Origin of the sequence: Methanobrevibacter olleyae (assembly GCF_900114585.1) — an archaeon.
GTDB classification, from domain to species: Archaea; Methanobacteriota; Methanobacteria; order Methanobacteriales; family Methanobacteriaceae; genus Methanobrevibacter; species Methanobrevibacter olleyae.
The window spans coordinates 13,135-29,847 of record NZ_FOTL01000007.1 but is presented as its reverse complement, the minus strand read 5'-3'; the positions used below and the strand labels follow the sequence as shown (position 1 = coordinate 29,847).

16 protein-coding genes are annotated in these 16,713 nt (G+C 26.9%); 9 read left to right on the top strand and 7 right to left on the bottom strand.

Annotation, left to right across the window (positions count from 1 at the left end; all coding sequences use genetic code 11):
* The first annotated feature begins 156 nt into the window (after nt 1–156).
* Together BM020_RS03190 and BM020_RS03185 are read left to right on the top strand one after the other, a co-directional pair.
* The gene (locus BM020_RS03190; protein WP_074798170.1) at nt 157–960 is read left to right on the top strand and encodes a helix-turn-helix transcriptional regulator; all 804 of its coding nucleotides are present in this window, start codon (nt 157–159) and stop codon (nt 958–960) included.
* Nucleotides 961–994: 34 nt separating this feature from the next.
* Nucleotides 995–1,810, top strand: coding sequence for a helix-turn-helix transcriptional regulator (locus BM020_RS03185; protein ID WP_074798168.1), 816 nt, complete (start codon nt 995–997; stop codon nt 1,808–1,810).
* Nucleotides 1,811–1,988: 178 nt separating this feature from the next.
* Here BM020_RS03185 and glyS read toward each other — a convergent pair whose 3' ends face one another.
* The 5 genes from glyS to tfrB all read right to left on the bottom strand — a co-directional run bounded on the left by glyS (nt 1,989) and on the right by tfrB (nt 8,273).
* Entirely contained in the window at nt 1,989–3,701 is a 1,713-nt protein-coding gene (glyS, locus tag BM020_RS03180; protein WP_074798166.1) for a glycine--tRNA ligase, read from the bottom strand.
* Nucleotides 3,702–3,803: 102 nt separating this feature from the next.
* Nucleotides 3,804–4,388, bottom strand: coding sequence for a dCTP deaminase (gene dcd, locus BM020_RS03175; RefSeq protein WP_067145613.1), 585 nt, complete (start codon nt 4,386–4,388; stop codon nt 3,804–3,806).
* A gap of 385 nt (nt 4,389–4,773) precedes the next feature.
* Entirely contained in the window at nt 4,774–5,730 is a 957-nt protein-coding gene (locus BM020_RS03170; protein WP_067145615.1) for an indolepyruvate ferredoxin oxidoreductase subunit alpha, read from the bottom strand.
* 163 nt (nt 5,731–5,893) lie between these two features.
* A complete protein-coding gene (locus BM020_RS03165; protein ID WP_074798164.1) occupies nt 5,894–6,685 on the bottom strand; it encodes a TrmJ/YjtD family RNA methyltransferase in 792 nt (263 codons plus the stop codon).
* A gap of 76 nt (nt 6,686–6,761) precedes the next feature.
* Nucleotides 6,762–8,273, bottom strand: coding sequence for a fumarate reductase (CoM/CoB) subunit TfrB (gene tfrB / locus BM020_RS03160; protein ID WP_074798163.1), 1,512 nt, complete (start codon nt 8,271–8,273; stop codon nt 6,762–6,764).
* 531 nt (nt 8,274–8,804) lie between these two features.
* On the opposite strand from tfrB, the gene iorA reads away from it, so the two are divergent.
* Both iorA and BM020_RS03150 read left to right on the top strand, forming a co-directional pair.
* Nucleotides 8,805–10,796, top strand: coding sequence for an indolepyruvate ferredoxin oxidoreductase subunit alpha (gene iorA / locus BM020_RS03155; RefSeq protein ID WP_074798161.1), 1,992 nt, complete (start codon nt 8,805–8,807; stop codon nt 10,794–10,796).
* A gap of 1 nt (nt 10,797) precedes the next feature.
* Nucleotides 10,798–11,436, top strand: a complete 639-nt coding sequence (locus BM020_RS03150; RefSeq protein ID WP_067145623.1) for an indolepyruvate oxidoreductase subunit beta — start codon at nt 10,798–10,800, stop codon at nt 11,434–11,436.
* Nucleotides 11,437–11,666: 230 nt separating this feature from the next.
* Here BM020_RS03150 and BM020_RS03145 read toward each other — a convergent pair whose 3' ends face one another.
* Nucleotides 11,667–12,044: a zinc ribbon domain-containing protein gene (locus BM020_RS03145; protein WP_234970508.1), complete on the bottom strand. Its 378-nt coding sequence runs from the start codon at nt 12,042–12,044 to the stop codon at nt 11,667–11,669.
* A gap of 669 nt (nt 12,045–12,713) precedes the next feature.
* On the opposite strand from BM020_RS03145, the gene BM020_RS03140 reads away from it, so the two are divergent.
* The 3 genes from BM020_RS03140 (at nt 12,714) to BM020_RS03130 (ending at nt 14,072) form a co-directional block, all read left to right on the top strand.
* Nucleotides 12,714–12,992 carry a 2TM domain-containing protein gene (locus BM020_RS03140; RefSeq protein WP_074798159.1) on the top strand — a complete coding sequence of 93 codons (279 nt, stop codon included), beginning with the start codon at nt 12,714–12,716 and terminating at the stop codon, nt 12,990–12,992.
* 59 nt (nt 12,993–13,051) lie between these two features.
* Nucleotides 13,052–13,525: a LytTR family DNA-binding domain-containing protein gene (locus tag BM020_RS03135; protein ID WP_074798157.1), complete on the top strand. Its 474-nt coding sequence runs from the start codon at nt 13,052–13,054 to the stop codon at nt 13,523–13,525.
* A 109-nt stretch (nt 13,526–13,634) separates the two neighbouring features.
* Entirely contained in the window at nt 13,635–14,072 is a 438-nt protein-coding gene (locus tag BM020_RS03130) for a DUF3021 domain-containing protein (protein WP_067145629.1), read from the top strand.
* 81 nt (nt 14,073–14,153) lie between these two features.
* Here the strand turns inward: BM020_RS03130 and BM020_RS03125 are convergent, their stop codons facing one another.
* Nucleotides 14,154–14,618, bottom strand: coding sequence for a DUF2124 domain-containing protein (locus tag BM020_RS03125; RefSeq protein ID WP_067145631.1), 465 nt, complete (start codon nt 14,616–14,618; stop codon nt 14,154–14,156).
* Nucleotides 14,619–14,815: 197 nt separating this feature from the next.
* Here BM020_RS03125 and BM020_RS03120 point away from each other — a divergent pair, with 197 nt between their 5' ends.
* Both BM020_RS03120 and BM020_RS03115 read left to right on the top strand, forming a co-directional pair.
* Nucleotides 14,816–15,958 (top strand): amidohydrolase family protein, encoded by a 1,143-nt coding sequence (locus BM020_RS03120; protein WP_074798155.1) that lies wholly within the window; start codon nt 14,816–14,818, stop codon nt 15,956–15,958.
* Nucleotides 15,959–16,146: 188 nt separating this feature from the next.
* Nucleotides 16,147–16,590, top strand: coding sequence for a universal stress protein (locus BM020_RS03115; RefSeq protein ID WP_074798153.1), 444 nt, complete (start codon nt 16,147–16,149; stop codon nt 16,588–16,590).
* Nucleotides 16,591–16,713: the final 123 nt, after the last annotated feature.

Below are 16,713 nucleotides of genomic sequence, written 5' to 3'. Positions count from 1 at the left end.
GTTATTAAGTTCCTAATATTTTAAATTTTAGTTATTAAATCGCTAATGAAATCATTTTAAGAATTTTTTAATTCTTAAAAATTATATTTTTTTATTTAAAAGTTTTTTATATCAATTTTCATTGATTTGATAGCTAATTGTTTAATAGGTGGTTATATGTATTACTTGTCTAAAGTAAATAAAGAATTAAAATTTCTAAGTAACTCAGAAATTAGATTAAAAATATTAGTTGATTTAGGTGAGGGTCCCAAGAAAGTTAGAGATATTGCCAGATATTCGTTATTAAGTTATAGTTCTATCTCAAGCAATATGCATAGATTATCTCATGAAGGTTTTGTTGAAAAAATTCACAACAGTTTTCAATTGACTAATTTGGGAGTGATTTATATTTCTATATTAATGGATTTTTATGATATTATATCAGCTGTAAATGACTATTCTGATTTTTGGCTAGAGCATGATATCAATTCACTCTCTGTAAATGACTTAAATAAATTATCTTCATTAGAAGGTTCTGAATTAATTAGGTGTAATTCTACTGATATTTATAAGACTCATAAAGAATTTAAGAGAATTTTTAAAGACTCTAAAAATTTAAAGGTTATTTTTCCCTATTTGCATCCTGAGTATCCTAAGTTAATAAGGAGATTAATTTTAAAGGGGATTAATGTTGAGTTGATAGTACCTAAGAACATTTTAGAAAATTTTGTAAAAGATATTGGCAAGGATGTTGTTAAAAAGGGTATTGAAGAAGGTAATTTTTCTATGAAATATTTAGATGAACACATTAAAATTGCTTTGTCAGTTTCTCATAATTTTGTTTCAATAGGATTGTTTAAGATAGATGGAACCTATGATCAAAACAGATTGCTGTTGTCCGATAAGGAAAAAGCAATTAATTGGGGATTAGCTGTTTTCAAATCTTTTGATGATTATGCTGTTCTTTTTGATTTTGTCTGATTTTAAATTTTTTATTAAATTTATAGGTGGTTTGATGATTAAAAAAGAAAGTAGTGCTGAAAAATATGATAACTTTATAAATGTTCGTTTTTTATTAGTTTCAGAAATGAGACCAAGATTACTTTTAATGCTATTGGGCTCAAATAATAATTTAAATACTCTTAGAAAAGAATTAGGTAAACCTTCTGCTTCTGTTTTACATGGTTTAAATGAATTGGAATCACTTAACTTAATTAAAAAGAATTTTAAAAATTATTCTTTATCTTCTAAAGGTGTTTTATATGCTTTAGCTTTAAAAAAACTTTTTAGAGATTTGTATATTTTCAAAACACATGTTGATTTTTGGAAAAGTCATTCAATTGAATCAATACCTGTGGAGTATTTTAAAAGTTCTTATTTATTAAAAGATTCAGTTTTTGTTGAATCTGATGAAGAAGATTTATCAAGGTCTTTAAATAAAACTCTTAAATTATTAAGTTCTTGTGAAGATATGAAAATAATTTTACCTATATTTTTAGAGGACCATTTAGAAATAATTTTAGAGAATTTAGAAAGGGATAATAGTTTGATATTAATAACAACTGATGAGGTTTTAAAGTCTTTAAAAGAATCAAATTATTATGAAAAACTGCATAAATTTTCTAAAAACAATCAATTAACTATTAGAAAAGTTGAATATGAGTTAAAAATATTTTTAACAGTTTGTGATAATGCGATGGCTTTAAATTTATTTTTTATTGATGGTCTTTTTGATAATTCTTGTGTTATTTTTAATGAAAAAGCTGAAGGTGTAGATTGGGCTAATCAATTGTTTAAGTTTTATTTAAAAAGGTCTAATAAAATCCTTTAAGTTTTATTTAAAAAGGTCTAATAAGATCCTTTAAGTTTTATTTAAAAAGGTCTAATAAAATTCTTTAAGTTTTATTTAAAAAAGTCTAATAAAATAGTTTGAACATGATTTTTAAAATGAAAATATTGAAAATAATGTTTTTTAAAAAATAGTTAAATAAATAAGAATTTAAAGAAATTTATTGAAGTTTTGCTCCAATAACTTCTTTTAAATCTTCTATTTTTACTCTTTCTTGTTTTTCGGTGTCTCTATCTCTTACTGTTACAGTATTATCTTCTTTTGTATCAAAGTCTACTGTAATAGCTATTGGCACACCTACTTCATCAGCACGAGCATATCTTTTTCCAATAGTTCCTGAATTATCATTATCTACAGTAAAGCCAGCTTCACGTAAATTATGGGTAATTTCTGCAGCTATTTCTCCAAGACCTTCTTTATTCATTAATGGGAAGACACTTACTTGGATTGGTGCAATTTCTTTTGCAAATTTAAAGTATTCCTTTTCAAATCCATCTTCTTCGGTTTTAAATGAATGTAATAAAGTACAGTAAAGAATACGATCAATACCAAATGAAGGCTCAATTATATGGGGGATGATTCTTTCACCTTTTACTTCTTCTTCAATGTATTCAAATATTAAATGTTCTTTAAGTATTTCAAAGCTCTTATCTAGTTCAAGGATGAATTTTCCCTCATTTTCAATTTTTTCTTTAAGTTCAATCACTTCTTCTTCACTTAAGTTTTCAATATAAGTTTTGATTTTTGGTGAATCTCCTTTAAATGCCGGTCCAAATAATTTTAAATTAGGCTTTACAATTGTTTTTACCAAGGTTTTAGCTTTATCATATTCCATGTAAATACTTAATTCTTCATTACTGAACTCAGTATGTGCACTTAAGTCATAATCTCCCCTATCTGCAATACCAATGATTTCTACCCAACCATATTGGTCAGTTAAGCATTCCACATCCCAACAATCAAGGGCATAGTGTGCCATTTCTCCAGGTAAATGTTGTCTAAATCTTAAAACTTCATCGGGAATTCCTAATTCTTTTAAAAATTTTCTTGCAAGATATAATTGATAAATCAAAGTTTCAGAAGAAACAACTCCTTTATCTAAAGCTTCTTGAGCGGTAAGTTCTAATGTTTCTTTATTGTTTAATTGAACATCCTGTGAAGATAAGTATAATTTTTCATTAGCTATTTGGCTAAATTTAGGGTGGGTTTTATCTTTAGGGTCTAAGAATATTTCAGCTTCTGCCTGGGTAAATTCTCTAAGGCGGATAACTCCTTGTCTTGGTGAGATTTCGTTTCTGTATGCTTTACCTAATTGTACTGTACCGAAGGGGAGTTTATTTTTAAAGAATCTTGATAAACGCTTGAATAAAATGAAGATTCCTTGAGCAGTTTCAGGTCTCATATATCCTACTTTATCTCCTTTTGCCCCGATTTCAGTTTTAAACATTAAGTTATAATTCCAAATATTAGCTAAATCTCCACCACAGTTTGGACATTTAATATTATTTTCTTCAACAATCTCATCCATTTGCTCGTTTTCTAAACTTTCCACATCTTCACCAATAGCTTCTTCAATAATATGGTCTGCTCTAAATACTTCACCACAAGCAAGACATTTTGTCATTGGATCAGTAAAGTTATCAACGTGTCCAGATGCTTTTAACACTTCTTTAGGCATTACGGTAGGTCCTTCGATTTCATGGAAACCCTCTCCTGCAATGTATTGCTTTCTCCATTTTTGCATGATATTATTTTTTAAACTTGCTCCAAGTGGCCCATAATCAGTAAATCCAGATACTCCTGAGTAAATTTCAAAAGAAGGCCATAAAAAACCTCTTTTACGTGCAATATTAGTCATTTTTTCATGATTCATTAATATTTCTCCATAAGTATGATTGTTTTTTTAAAAAGAATTTTTAAAGTATTTTAATTAATAGAATAGCTATTTTGGGATTTAAGTAGATTTATCCATGCTTTATTTTTTAAGTTCATAATCGAATTTAATTCTGCTACTTTCAGGTCTTTTCTGACCCATATATTTACTATTTCTTTCTGGATGGCCATAAGGTAGCTTGGATGGTGAAGTCATAGTTTCAAATACGATTTGACATACCCTTTGACCGGGGTATAATGCTACAGGCATTGCACCAATATTTGAAATTTCGAGGGTAATTCTACCTTCAAAACCAGGGTCTATATAACCTGCTGTAACATGCATAGTTACTCCAAGTCTTCCCATTGAAGAACGGCCTTCCACTCTTGCTACAATATCATCAGGAACCTTTACATATTCATGTGTTGTAGCTAATGCAAATTCGTTAGGGTGAATTATAAATGCTTCTCCTTCTGGAACAACAGTAGATTCCATATAAGATGCAAGGTCTTCTTGGTCTTTAGGGTCAATGTAAGGTTTCCTAATTACTTTAAAAACTTTAAATTCATCACCTAATCTCATATCAACGGATGACGGTTGGATTTGTTTTTCATCTTCTAAAGGAGTGATTACTATTTTTTCTTCTTCCAAATACTTTTTAATGTCTCTATCACTTAAAATAGCCATATTTAAGCCTCTATTAATTTAATTAATTGATAAAATTGAATTTTTCATTTATAAAATAATTATATTTTTAATTATATTTTATTATAATTTTTTTAAATAAAAATAATTATTAAAAATCTAACATTATTAGATATCTTTTTTAATATATATTAAGTTTTTATAAAAATAGATTTTTCAGGCATTAATTTTTAATATTTTTTAAAATAAGTTTCTTCTTTTTTGATTATTTTTTTAATATTTAAAATGAGTTTCTTCTTTTTTGATTATTTTTTTTAATATTTAAAATGAGTTTCTTCTTTTTTGATTATTTTTTTTAATATTTAAAATAAGTTTTGATTATTTAAAATTATTTTTTTAATATTTAAAATGAGTTTTGATTATTTAATTATTTTTTATAATCAACTAATTCTCCAATTCTGTTTATAATAGAATCGAGGGATTTTTGTGTATAACTTAATTCAAATACATCAAATTCACATATTTGAACACAGTGTCCACAGCCTAAACATTTCTTTTGATTAATGCTTATTTTTCCATTTTCTAAACTAATTGCTCCACCAAAGCAGACATCATCATCTAAACATTTTTTACACATTTTACATTTGTCCATATTTGTATGTACTTCTACACCTTCCAGTCTCATTACTTTATCACTAATATCATTATCTAAGTCTGGAACTACTTTCCATAAACAACAGCAAGGACAGCAGTGGCAAATAGTTAATAATTCTTCTTTAGGACTTACATTCATCCAAACAGTATCGATTTTATTTCTACCGATTACATGACTTAAACCTTCAGCATCTGCCCAATCGACATGTTTTAAAGCTTCTTCTGCACTTGCTCTTCTACCATATCTTGAAGCTATTTTTCTAGAGGCAGGACCTAAAAAGATACAACCTAATTCCTGAGGATAATCTTGACAGTTAGCAGAGCTTCTACAAAGACATTTATTCATAATGACAATATCCTTAGCTTCTTTTATGACTTTTTTAAGAATTTCACTTGGTACAAATTCAGAGTCATCTTTTTGAAAACTTTGGTTAACTTCAATATTGGTAGTAATTGCAGAACTTTGAGCTTTAATTTGGGTATTTAAATCTGTATTTTTAGTTTTGTTTGTAGTTTGAGTTTTAATTTGGGTATTTAAATCTGTATTTTTAGTTTTGTTTATAGTATTTTTATTAGGGAGGATGAATATTTCATCTCCTTCAAAAAATAGTTTAGTTATAATTTTTTTAGCTATTTTAGATTTTTTTGTTAATCTTGAAAGGAAAAATCTTCTGTGGAAAGTGTGCTTAACTAAAAATGTAGTGATGTCTTCATAGTATCCCTTTCTCATAATATCTCCTTTTATTGTACAGTACTTTTGTTATAGAATACTTATTTTACGGTATATTATTAAATAAAATGATTTACAAGTTTATCTAAAAAGCCTTTAATTTCAGCTTAATTTTATATTTATTGTATTTCATTAGTTAAAGTCATCTTTTTAAAATTTCAGATTAATCCTTGTCTATTTTCATATTTAAACGTCTTAAAATACCTTTAAATGTATGTGCTTCTCTTCCAGTAATAAATGCTCTATTAACAATATTTTTAAATACTTTCAGACCATTTCTTTTTTTATGATCTGGTATAGGTAATGTATTAATTAACTTTTCCATATCTTTAATCAAATATTCCTTTTCAAGTGCAGTACTTTCTTCTAATCCTTCAACAGGATAGTTATTTATATTCTTAAATATTTCATAAAGAATAACTGCAGCTGCATGAGAAATATTCATAATGGGATAACTTGGGTCAGTTGGGATACTAACTGTAATGTCACACATTTCAATTTCGGCATTTCTAAGGCCATTTCCTTCTCTTCCAAATAAAATAGCTATTTTATCATTATAATTCATTGATTTTGCTAGTTCTTCAGGTTTTATTGGGATTCTTGAAAGGTTATAACTTCCACCGGGAGTTCCTGTAGAACCAACAATAAAATCAATATTTTTATCTTTTAGAAATTCTTCAACAGTATTATAAATTTCTGCATTTTCAACAGTAGCTCTTGCATGCATAGCTTGATAATAAGCTTCATCTTTAAGAGTGCATGGATTTATGAGAACAAGGTTTCTTAATCCAAAGTTTCCCATAGTTCTTGCTAAAAAACCAACATTTCCTGGAGATTCACATTCTACAAATACAACATAGATGTTTTCTTTAAGGCGCTTAGTTTCTTCATCTTCAACTATTTCCTTAACTTTACCTCTAATTGTATTACCCTTGTTTTTATCTTTGTTTTTCATGTTATCTCTAGAAGTTGCTTTAATTTATAATATTTTTATGGATTTTATCTTTATTTATTATTAATTCTCATTGATTTTATTCATCATAAGCCATTTTAAGTAATTGAATGAGATTTAAGGTTTTTACATTCTCTAAACCAATTTCATTTAAACCATCTTGGATATTGATTTGACAGAATGGACAGATTGTAGTAACATAATCTGCTCCAGTTACTCTAACCATTTCCGCTTTGTCCTTTGCAAGTTCCAATGCAATTTCTGGTTTTCCAGATTTGACTCCTCCACCTGCACCACAGCATTGGCAAGGAAGCTCAAGTTCTTCAAATTCCACTCCCGGAATCATTTCAATGATTTCCCGTGGTTGGTCTTTAATATTCTGCCCTCTTGCTAAGTGACAAGGGTCATGCCAAGTAACTTTAGTATTAAGCTCTTTCATTTTGCTTGTATCAAGTTTATCTACTAAAAATTCGCTGATGTCTTCTACATTAAGTTTGGAGCCATATTTTGGATGGTCATTTTTTAAAGTAGCTCCACAGCCTGCACAGATAGTAATTACTTTATCATAATCCTTAAATACCTCTTTATTTCTATCTACAAGCTCTTGAACCACATCAACTTGCCCGGTTCTAAGAAGTGGAGAACCACAGCATACTTGACCTTCTGGAATGTCTATTTCAATATTATTAGCTTTTAAGACATCAAGTAATGCATATCCTACTTCTTGAGCTCTGTAATCAACCATACAACCGGTGAATAGCGCTACTTTTTCTTTATCTTCATTTTCATCTGTGTAATATTTACCTTCTTCTTCCCATTTTTTATGGACACTTTCAATAAATGGCTCTTTAGGTTTACTAACAGACCTTCCACTAGATACAACATTATTTTTAAATAATTTATGGGCATCAAGAGGTCCTAAATCTCTAGCATATGCCATAGCTCTCAGTTTTTCTATTGCATCTCCAAAGCTGTTGATATTTTTAGGACAAATTGAACCGCATTTACCACAACTTGTACAAGTATACATCCCACTGTCGAGAGCTTCTATTAATCTATCGTATTCGTCTCTTGGATCAAAATCAAATTTAGAAATGTATCTTAAATAATATGGTCCAAGGAAGTCTTCTTTAAAGTGTTTTACTACAGGACAAGTAGATAAACAGGTATAACATTCAATACAACTTCTAACCTTTTTAGTATCTTTAATATCTTCAGGTTTAAGGTTTTCATGAGAAGCTTTATTATCACAATCTAAGCTTAATTGCAATTCTTTAATTTTAGCATCTGCTGAGCTTCTATCTACAACTAAATCTTTAATAACTGGGAAATCTAATGGTTCAATCAATCTATTATTTTTAATTTCTTCTCTACAAGCAAGTGCACCATTTCCATTAATTTTAACACCACATGAACCACATTGCCCAGCTTTACATGAACTTCTAAAGCTAATATCTGCATTATATTTTCTGTTTATTTCTTCTAATGCATCTAATACTTTCATACCAGGATATTCTTCAATTTCATAAGATTCAATGTGAGGTTCTTCATCAGTTTCCTTATTGAATCGTTTAACATTAACGGTTATCATAGCAATCCCTATTTAAAATTATTAAATTAAAATTTCATTTTAAAGTTTATTGTTTAAATCGTTTTTATAAATTTCCTTTAATTTATTTTAAAGTTTATTGTTTAAATCCTTTTTATAAATCATCTTTTTATTTTTTTAAAATATTAATTACTCTATTATATTATATAAATCTATAGTCTTATAACACCTTATATATTTTTATTTGTTTTATTATAAATTTTAGTATTTTAATCTAGTTAAGTTACTAATAATTGAATTTTTCTTTTTTTAAATTTTTATTTTAATTAAACTTTAAAAAATTTTAAAAAATGCTATGTATTAAATATATAAAGAAACTAATAGTTAATTATTATAATTTATAGAAATTTTATAAAAAATTTTTAATCATTATATTATATTTACAATTGTTATGATGAAAAACTAGAGATTAAATAGAGATATGCTTTTTAGGATAGTCTTTTAAAGGAGAAATCAATAGTTTTAGTAAAATAGCTAAATAAAAGTATTTAATCTCAAGTATGGTGAATTTATATGGCTTATGATCAATTAGTAACTAGCAAAAAGGGAGATAAACTTTTCTTACTTGGTAATGAAGCTGCTGTAAGGGGAGCTATTGAAGCTGGAGTATCAGTTGCAGCTACTTATCCTGGAACTCCTTCTTCTGAAATTGGAAATATATTATCAGTTGTTGCTAAAAATGCAGAGATGTATTTTGAATTTTCTGCAAATGAAAAGGTAGCTATGGAGGTAGCAGCTACTGCAGCTGCAAGCGGTATTAGATCATTTACTTTCATGAAACATGTAGGTTTAAATGTAGCTGCTGATTCATTTATGACTACTGCTTATTCTGGACTTAAAGGAGGAATGATTGTTCTTGTTGCAGATGACCCTTCTTTATTCTCCTCTCAAAATGAACAAGATACAAGGAATTATTCAAGACTTTCTTCTATTCCAATTTTAGAACCATCCTCTCCTCAGGAAATAAAAGATATGATGGTTTATGGTTTTGATTTATCTGAAACATTTGGTATTCCTGTTATACTTAGAACAAGCACTCGTGTATCTCACATGAGAGGAATAGTGGAATGTGGTGAAATATCCAAACCTAAATCTACTACAAAAGAAATAACTTCAGATAAGCACTGGCTAAAAGGATACTTTGTTAAAAATCCAAGAGAATTTGTACCTGTACCTGCAAATGCACTTGAAATGCATGAAAGGCTTGTTGCAAAAATAGAAAAAATAGAAGAAATTGCTAATGAAAGCCCAATGAATGAAGTTTATTCATTTGAAAGTGGGGTGCTTCAGGGCAAATATGGTGTAATTTCATCTGGAGGTGCTTTTAATTATGCCTATGATGTGATAAGTCAAGAAAACTTAGGTATGGATATTCTTAAACTAGCATTATCTTATCCAACTCCAAAAGATCTAATTTATGATTTCTGTAAAAACTTAGAGGGAGTATTTATTGTAGAGGAAGTGGATCCTGTACTTGAACGGGATGTTCTTGCAGTTCTTGGAGAATATAATTTAGATTGTCCAGTTTATGGTAAATTTGATGGAACTTTCCCAATGATTCATGAGTTTAATCTAGATATTGTAAAAGAATCTTTTAATAAAGTTATTTCTGATTTAAAAGATGATAGGGAATTTAAAGAAGATTATAAATCAGAAAATGCTGAAGATTTTGAAGGAAATTTAATAGAAATTCTAGAGAAAATGGAATTTACAGATGGATTAAATGAATTGCTTGAAAATATTCCAACAAGAGCTCCAACATTATGTGCAGGTTGTTCCCATCGATCTGCTTACTTTGCAGCTGTAAAAGCATACCAAGAATTAGGATATTTATCAGAGGATATGATCTTTGCATCTGATATTGGATGTTATACATTAGGAATTAGCCCTCCATATGAAACTGCAGATTATCTGCTTTCTATGGGTTCATCTGTTGGTGATGGTTGCGGATTCTCTGTTGCAACAGACCAACATGTTATGAGCTTTATTGGGGATTCTACGTTTTTCCACAGTGGATTGTCTCCACTTGTAAATGCGGTTCATAATAAAAATAAATTTGTATTAACTATTTTAGATAATCGGATTACTGCAATGACTGGTGGCCAACCAAACCCTGGTATTCCAGTTGATGGAATGGGTGATGAAGCACCAGCGATACCAATTGAAGATATTGTAGAGGCTATTGGAGTAAAATTCTTAAAAATAGTAAATCCTCATAATATTAAAAAGACTGTAGATATTTATAAAGAAGCTTTAGAATATGATGGAGTTGCTGTAGTTATTGCAAGATATCCATGTACTTTAATTAAAGGTCAAAAGAAAAAGGCACCTATGGTCATTAAAGATAACTGTGTAAAATGTTTAGAATGTGTAAAAACACTTGCATGTCCAGCTATTTCTTACCTTAATGATAAAGTAATTATTGATGAAGCACTTTGTAAATCATGTGCTGTTTGTATACAAGTTTGTCCAAATAAAGCGATTGGAGTAAAAAAAGGTGATTAGGATGTCTGAACTTAATTTAAATACTAATAATGATTCTAAGGAGGATGTAAATTATAGCATTTATATTTCTGGTGTAGGTGGTCAGGGAATTATTAAGACATCTGTAATCATTGGTGAAGCTGCAATGCTTGAAGGCTATGATGTTGTTATGAGTGAAATTCATGGTATGAGTCAAAGGGGAGGATCTGTATCTACTGAACTTAAAATAGGCAATTTTAAATCATCTATTGTGGAAGAATCTAAGGCAGATTTAATCCTTGCTTTTGAACCTATTGAAGTTTTAAGAGGTTTAAATAAAGCAAATAAAGACACTACCTTAATATTCAATACTTTTCCTATTGTACCTTCCACCATTACTCAAACTGGAGAAACTTATCCTGAAATTGAGGATATTGCAATTAATTTAAAAGATAATTTTGATTCTGTTTATCCTTTAGAGGCTAATGGTTTAGCAAAAGATGCAGGCAGTGTTCTATCTTTAAATATGGTGCTTCTAGGTGCATCTATTGCAAATGATAGTTTCCCACTTTCAAAAGAAACTGTAATAACTGCAATGAAACATAATTTAGCTCCTAAATTTCATGAAATGAATTTAAAAGCTATTGAAAATGGTTATAATGCAATTAAAGATTCTTTATAATCTTTAATTTATTTTATTTTTTAGATATTTTTTTACTTATTTTAATTTATTTTATTTTTTAGATATTTTTTTACTTATTTTAACTTATTTTATTTTTTAGATATTTTTTTACTTATTTTAACTTATTTTATTTTTTAGATATTTTTTTTATTTATTTTAATGTATTATTTTAGAAATTTTATCTATTTTTAATTAAATTTTTTAATAAGATAGATTTCATGTAAAAATATCTAATTTTCATGTAATTTTATGCCGCAGATTTTACAAATTTTATCTTCTTTTTTAACCTTATTGCCACATTGTGGGCAGTATTTAATATGTATTTGTGGTCTAGTTGCTTTAACTTTTTGATTAAGAAAAATATCTTCTTTAATCCTTCTATTTTGAATAAGGCAAGCTTTATCCCATTCATGTTCCATTAATGTTTTTTTAACAAAATAAGCTTCAACTATAGTATCGTATTTACCGTAATGCTCTTCTCCTCTTTTTACACAGAACTTATGTTCTTTATGGTCAAAGATGATTTCTCCTTCTCGTTCTTTTTTGTTAAATTTCATTCCTTTAATTTGTCCTCTTGGACGATTTTCTGGGAAAGGAGGAAGGGCCATGTTTTCATATTTGTTAGGTAAATCACATTCTACAAGTAAATCATAATCAAATTTACAATAAAATAAGCAGTCTCTTTCATAGAGTGCATCAGATAGTTTACTAAATTCTCCATAATCTTTATTATTATATTTGATACGATATTTTTTACCAGATTTTACTATATTCCTATAAAAATATCTTATATTAATAGCTTCTATCTTAACACCCCTATTTAAGCCAATTTAGATGTGATTTATATAATTATAAATTATTTATAAATATTTTAAAATTTTTTTTTAAAATATATATTTTTATAATTTTTTTAAAATAATTTTTATAATTTTTTTAAAATAATTTTTATAATTTTTAAAAAATAATTTTTATAATTTTTTAAAAAATAAGGTAAATATACTATGTTTTAATGATATATTAAATTTTGTAATAAATTTTTTTTTATTTTTTTTTAGATATTTTTATTCTTATCATATAATTTTTACATATAATTTTTTTAGTTATTTCATCTTCATTATTTGCATCTTATTATATTATTTTTGCATCTTGTTAATTTGGATAATTATTCATTTATATAATAATAAACTAAGTAATATTATCTAGAAACAAATTGAATAATTTTAGAGTAAATATTTGATGAAAGTTTAATAAAAAAAAAAATTTTATGGTGTGATTTTATGTCTGAAAGTGAAATGTATAGTAGAGCAGAAAAAATAGTAGATGAGAAGATTGGTTTTTACCATCATTTATATAGTTATATTTTTGTTAATCTAATGCTAGCTATTTTAAATATTCTTTTTTCACCTCATAATTGGTGGTTTATGTGGGTTTCATTTTTTTGGGGTTTCGGTTTAGTATCTCATTTCCTTAAAACATTTGTTTTCTATGAAAAATTTGATGAAAAATTAAGAGACAGTATGATTGAAAAAGAAATTGAAAAAATGAGAAGAAAATAATATTTCCTTAAAACTTATTTAAATAAATATATATTTCTTTATTTATTGGATTGTTATTTATGAAGGTAGAGTTATTTGTTTCAAAAGATCTTGAAGAACCTTATGCTAAAATCTATACAGATGTTTTAACAGATAATATTCAAAAGGCTATGGCTCTTCTTGAAGATAATGAAAATGCAAGAGAAAATGAAGAGAGAATTAATGAAAATAATTCTATTTTAGCAGTTAAAAAAGGGCAAAATATAGTTCTTTTAGATTTTGAAGATATTTTTATGATTAGAGTTGAGGATAAACAAACTAAAGTTTTTACAGAAGATATGGATTATTTAGTTAAAAAACCTCTTTATCAAATTGAAGAAAATTTAGATTCAAACTTTGTAAGAGTTTCAAAATCTACAATTGTTAATTTAAGAAAAATAAAAAGAGTAGCTCCTTCTTTAAAAGGAATGATGTTTATTGAACTGAAAAATGGTTTAAAAGATAATATTTCAAGAAAATATTTACATGATTTTAAAAATGCTTTAAATTTATAGTTTTATTTCATCAATTAAAAATTAATTGTAAATATATTAATTAAAAATTAATTGTAAGTATATTAATTAAAAATTAATTATAAATATTATTTTTATTAAAGGTGGTTTTATGAAAATTGAATTAATTAAATCATTAGCTTTAGGGGCATTTGTTGGATGCTTTATTGTAATGTTTGTAATGGCTATGCTATCCTATTCAAAGGGTCCAGAAAACATATTATTCACTGGTGTAGATATAATTAATGCATTCTTCGGATCTATTGTTGTTGGATGGGCATTTTCTTTAAGTGGTTTAATTTATAAAAAAGAGGATATTGCACTTCCACTTAAAGTTATATTCCAAATGCTAATTGGTATGGGTGTTTTATTTGCTGTAGGTGCTTATTTAAAATGGATGCCAATTAATTTAGGTATTGGTCCAATAATTATTTGGATTGTAATAGCTATTATCTTTGCTATAATATTTTGGTTAGGTTTTTATATCTACTTCCTCTTTGTAGCAAGAGATTTAAATAAAAAAATAGAATTATCTGATGATTCAGAATAATTCTACTAAATTCTTTTTTATTTATTTTAATTTATTTTTTTTCTTTTTATTGGTTCTTCTTTACTTGTCTTTTTTTATGAATTATTTTTTAGTAACTCCAGTTAATGTTCCATCAACAATACTATCAAAATCAACTTTATCTAACCATCCTGCTTTAGTAAACATATCCATATAACATACTCCAATGATTTTCCCATCCTCTTTTAGGATTTCTTTAATTAAAGCATTTAACTCATCTATGTCTACATTGGATTTAGGCATGGCAAGTCCACCTAGTAAAACAACTGCATCAGACTTGTGAGGATTAGAGACTTTCTCATTAAGTTGCATACCAAATGGTTTAAATTCAAATTGATGACTGGTGTTAATATCCGTTAAACTAATAAAATGAGATTCTTTATCTCTTATAGCATAAGAGAATAAAGCTGCAAAGGGAGTACAAACACCAGGAGTACCTAAGAAAGTAACTTTTTCTAAATCTTTAACTTCTTCTTTAAATGCTAGAATGTTTCCATTTAAGCCTTTAAATTCACTAATTGTTTCCATTTTTTCACATCCTTAATAATTATTATATTATACTAATAGTTATTCTATTAGTCTTAAAATCATTCTTTAATTTATCTATGTTTCAATTAGTTTTAATTCATTTTAAATATTCATTTTAAATAAAAATATATAAAACTTATTTTTTCTATAATCATTTTAAATAAAAATATATAAAACTTATTTTAAATCTAATATTGATGAAGACTATAACTAATGGATTAATTCTAAAAGGTATTGATTTAAATCCAGCAAAAGAAAATATTGTCATAGATGATGAAAATAACATCATAGAAATATCTAAAGATGTTTTAGAGGGAGAAATCATTGATGCATCTGGTAAAATTATTTCTCCAAGGTTTATAAATGCCCACAGCCATATTGGAGATTCTATAATTAAAGATGAATGGGATGGCCTTTCACTTGATGAAGTTGTAAAACCACCTAATGGAATCAAACATATTGCCCTTGAATCTGCAAGTGATGATGAGCTAATTGATTCTATGAGAGAATCAATGTGGGATATGTATAATCTTGGAATAAGTCATTTCATTGATTATCGTGAAGGTGGTCTTGAAGGTGTAAAACTTCTTAAAAAAGCATCAGAAGGTATTCCAATCACTCCAATAGTTCTTGCAAGAGATAGCTCTTTTTATGGTGAAGATGCAAATTATCATCAAGTTAAAGTAGCTAGTCGAAAACTTTTAAAACATGCTGATGGTATTGGTTTAAGCGGCTTTGGTGAAATTGATACAACTGTAGCAGAGATCATTTGTGAAAAATGTGAGGCATCAGGTAAAATTTCTTCTATCCATGTAGCTGAAAATGAAAACAACCAATTTATATCCCTTGAAAAAACAAATAAAACAGAGCCTCAAAGAGCATTTGATGCAGGTTTTAACCAAGTTGTTCATATGACAAATCCAAAGGAAGATGATATTAGTAAACTTTCTAAGTCTAACAGCTCTCTTACTATTTGTCCCCGTTCAAATGCTGCATTAGCTGTTGGTATTATTCCACTTTTTGATATATTAAAAACTGGAGTTAAACCTTTAATTGGTAGTGATAATGTTATGATAAATAGGCCTAATCTATTTAGAGAAATGGAGTTTACATTAAAAATAATAAAGGGACTTTCTAAAAATTACATAGCACCAATTGAAATATTAAAAATGGCAACAACTAACCTATGTCTCAATACTTCTCTTTCATCTAAAATTCATAAATCATATATTGCTGAGGGTCAAAAAGCAGAATTTATGATTGTAAATCAAAAGTCAAATAATCCATATTTAAGTTTGATTAATAGAACAGAAGCAAATGATATTGTTGATATAATTTAATTTGGTGGAATTGAGTGGTATTGCTGATATAATTTAATAGAATTATAAAAGTCATTTTATTAAACATAAGTTTTATATTTACATAACATAAAGTATATTATTAAATATTTATAAAAATAATATTAAGCTTAAACTTTAATTTTTTTATTTAAAAGATTATTTAACAAAGAATTTTTTCAAGTGAAAATATGGTGGAACAATTATATAAAAAGATTTTATTGCCAACAGATGGCTCTAAATACTCTGATCAATCTGAAAAACATGCATTGGCTATTGCAGATGTAAATGATGCTGAAATTATTGCTTTAAGTGTTATTGAAAATTCGTTTTTTATAAATCTTCCAGATTCTGAAACTGTCTCTGAAGTGAATAATTTACTTAAAAAAGAAACAGAAAAAAACCTTAATAAAGTAGAAAGACTTCGTGATGAAGAATGCTTAGATGTGAAAATCACAAAAAAGGTTGCAGAAGGATCTCCTGCAAGAGTTATTTTAGAAACTATTGAAGAAGAAGATATTGATCTTGTTGTTATTGGAAGTTCTGGAAAAACTGGAATTGATAAATTCTTAATGGGCAGTGTAGCAGAGAAAGTTGTAAAATCAGCTAAATGTTGTGTTCTGGTTGTACATTAATTTTTTTTAAATTTTATTTTTTTTCATATTTTTTTTTTTTTTTTTTTTTTTTTTTTTTTTTTTTTTTTTTTTTTTTTTTTTTTTTTTTTTTTTTTTTTTTTTTTTTTTTTTTTTTTTTTTTTT

Coding starts and splice junctions, on each gene's coding strand:
- BM020_RS03165 (WP_074798164.1), bottom strand. CDS start 6,685: ATGAAAAACAAAGATAAAAACAAGGGTAATACAATTAGAGGTAAAGTT.
- dcd (WP_067145613.1), bottom strand. CDS start 4,388: ATGGCTATTTTAAGTGATAGAGACATTAAAAAGTATTTGGAAGAAGAA.
- BM020_RS03115 (WP_074798153.1), top strand. CDS start 16,147: ATGGTGGAACAATTATATAAAAAGATTTTATTGCCAACAGATGGCTCT.
- BM020_RS03120 (WP_074798155.1), top strand. CDS start 14,816: ATGAAGACTATAACTAATGGATTAATTCTAAAAGGTATTGATTTAAAT.
- BM020_RS03140 (WP_074798159.1), top strand. CDS start 12,714: ATGTCTGAAAGTGAAATGTATAGTAGAGCAGAAAAAATAGTAGATGAG.
- BM020_RS03125 (WP_067145631.1), bottom strand. CDS start 14,618: ATGGAAACAATTAGTGAATTTAAAGGCTTAAATGGAAACATTCTAGCA.
- BM020_RS03150 (WP_067145623.1), top strand. CDS start 10,798: ATGTCTGAACTTAATTTAAATACTAATAATGATTCTAAGGAGGATGTA.
- BM020_RS03185 (WP_074798168.1), top strand. CDS start 995: ATGATTAAAAAAGAAAGTAGTGCTGAAAAATATGATAACTTTATAAAT.
- iorA (WP_074798161.1), top strand. CDS start 8,805: ATGGCTTATGATCAATTAGTAACTAGCAAAAAGGGAGATAAACTTTTC.
- BM020_RS03145 (WP_234970508.1), bottom strand. CDS start 12,044: ATGGCCCTTCCTCCTTTCCCAGAAAATCGTCCAAGAGGACAAATTAAA.
- BM020_RS03135 (WP_074798157.1), top strand. CDS start 13,052: ATGAAGGTAGAGTTATTTGTTTCAAAAGATCTTGAAGAACCTTATGCT.
- BM020_RS03170 (WP_067145615.1), bottom strand. CDS start 5,730: ATGAGAAAGGGATACTATGAAGACATCACTACATTTTTAGTTAAGCAC.
- BM020_RS03130 (WP_067145629.1), top strand. CDS start 13,635: ATGAAAATTGAATTAATTAAATCATTAGCTTTAGGGGCATTTGTTGGA.
- tfrB (WP_074798163.1), bottom strand. CDS start 8,273: ATGATAACCGTTAATGTTAAACGATTCAATAAGGAAACTGATGAAGAA.
- BM020_RS03190 (WP_074798170.1), top strand. CDS start 157: ATGTATTACTTGTCTAAAGTAAATAAAGAATTAAAATTTCTAAGTAAC.
- glyS (WP_074798166.1), bottom strand. CDS start 3,701: ATGAATCATGAAAAAATGACTAATATTGCACGTAAAAGAGGTTTTTTA.